This window comes from uncultured Corynebacterium sp., from assembly GCF_902782855.1.
GTDB lineage: Bacteria > Actinomycetota > Actinomycetes > Mycobacteriales > Mycobacteriaceae > Corynebacterium.
This window is the reverse complement of the sequence record NZ_CACZOO010000360.1, coordinates 1-2,182: the sequence shown is the minus strand read 5'-3', so window position 1 is coordinate 2,182 and position 2,182 is coordinate 1. Positions and strand designations below refer to the sequence as shown.

The 2,182-nt window shown below is 68.2% G+C and carries 1 protein-coding gene and 1 pseudogene; one reads left to right on the top strand and one right to left on the bottom strand.

The window, feature by feature from the left end:
- Positions 1-731 (bottom strand): annotated as a pseudogene (locus tag QZV72_RS14500) (type VII secretion protein EccC); the annotation flags it as partial.
- 35 nt (positions 732-766) lie between these two features.
- On the opposite strand from QZV72_RS14500, the gene QZV72_RS14495 reads away from it, so the two are divergent.
- A partial coding sequence (locus QZV72_RS14495; protein WP_297009431.1) for an EsaB/YukD family protein occupies positions 767-2,182 on the top strand: 1,416 nt, incomplete at its 3' end.

The following is a 2,182-nucleotide window of genomic DNA, read 5'->3' as shown; positions in this document are numbered from 1 at the left end:
TGGAGGCGCAGGTCATCCGGGGCATGGAGAACGGTGGCCTGGCACAGCAGTGCCCGGACCGTCTCGGCAGTCTCGGTCGGCGCCCCCACCAGCGAGACCACGCCGTGCAACGGCACTGCGACCGGCAGGTCCTCGATCGTGCGGACCCGACGTAGCATCCGGTCCAGGTGAGCCTGGGCGATCGGTTCCGCTGTAGCCATCGGATCATTGGTTGGCTTTACCGCCACGCCACAGGCGAGGTCCCCGGTCCCCACCCCGAGTCGGCAGATGAGGAAGTCCTCGTCCGAGGGGCGCCGTTCCCACAGTCGGTGAGGCTGACGGGTGACCTCAGTGAGCTGGGAGGGTGAGGGATTGCGCAGTCCGGACAGCCGCCGTTGCTCCGTCGCACGGGCGCGAATCTGGGATTCGGCGCTCTCCAGGTGCTCGAGGAACCGGACGCGGTCGGTCTCCGCCTGTTTGCGTGTACCGGACTTCGCCCTCACGAACGCCCCGATCGCAGTGAAGAGGACGACAACGAGCATGACCACACCGACTGCCATACGGATCGGGTTCCCCGAGGAGAACATCATGAGGATCATGCCCACCCCGGCGACCACGGGCATCAATGCTCGTAGGGTGCCCCCACCTGCCCCCGCCGCCCGGATGGTCGGGACCGCTGCAATGTCCACGGGGCTCTCGGGCGTGATGACGCGGTGAAGGCGCGCCGGCCGGTGGATGATCCTGGTGCTCATTCTGCCGTCAGTCCGTTCATGCCATTATGTCTATCATGACCGCCACCTTCGTCCGTGTGAGTGTTTTCCGTAACGACCGCCAGCTGGACGTCAGCCTTCCAGCCCACCGACCGGTCCAGGAACTGCTGGACGACGTGGTCGGACTACTGGCACCAGAGGAGACCACAGCCGCGGGCGAGAACGGTCTCGGCCCCGGAACAACTGTGGTGACCACGGACACCTGGGTGCTCTCTTCTCCGGCGACCGGCGCCCTGGATCCGCAGACCACGATTGCTGAGGAGGGGTTGCTGGACGGTGACCGGCTCTTTCTCACCCAACAACCGGACGCGGCACGCTCACCGTTCGTCGATGACGTGATGGCTGAGGTCCGGCACACCGTCGGCGAGGACCGGTGGGGATGGTCCGGCCCGCTGCGGTCTGCGGGAATGGTCGCGACCGCCGGAGCATCCCTGCTGATGCTCCTGCTTCCCGGGTTGTGGGCGTCGCTGCAGGCGCCCGGGCGCATCGCGGACTGGGACACGGAGAACTGGACGGTTGCGGCGATTCTCGTCCTGGCCGGGCTTTCCTCGCTCGCCGTCGCCGTGAGGAAACCGGCCCCTGCCGCACGGTGGTCCGGTGTCGCTCTCCCGGTGGTGGTCGCGGCGGTTGTGTGGCCGCTGCTGCGTCAGTCGGCCGCAGGAGAAGCCCTGTCCGCACTGCTGGCTCTCTGCGCTGCCGCGACGGTGCCCTGTGCGTGGGCCGCCGGTGCGGTCGGTGAGCACCGTCGGTGGGCGGGCGCACTGGCAGCCGGGCTGGTCGCCCTCGCCGCCGCACTCGTGTGGGGCGCGACCACCGTGGGCGCCAGCACCGTCGCCGTGCTCGCCTGGTCCTCCTGGGTTCCCGTGCTGGTGCTGCTCATCGCCCCGACGATCGGCGTATCCACTTCCGGGCTCCCCGCTCTGCTGCGCCGGAATGACGCGGGGGAATCCATCGCCCGCTCCACGATCCGGGACCGTGCGCTACGTGCTGAATCGACCACGGACGCGGCGGTGTGGGCGGCTACCGCGCTGGGCTTCCTCACCGCTGTCACGTTGGGCAGTGGCGCCTACTGGCAGCACGGGCTCATCGCCGCCGTACTCTCGACGATCCTCCTGCTGCGGACCACCGGATACAGCGACGCCAGGACGATCGCGCCACTCCTCATCGCCGGTATCACCAGCCTGGCTGTCACGGCGGGTTCCGTGCCACAGTGGGTCAGTGAAGAGACCGACCCGGTCGCTCATCTTCCCTGGTGGCTCGCAGCGAATCCCGCAGGCGACCACGGCTGGACCTGTTGGGCGGCATGTGCCGTGGTGGTGTTCCTCGGCGCGATGCTGTGCCTGGTACTGCGCGAACAGCGGTCCAATGACGTGTCCGAGGCCCGCACCGCTAAGTTCATCTCCATGGTGGACACGATGGCCACCCTGGCGTTC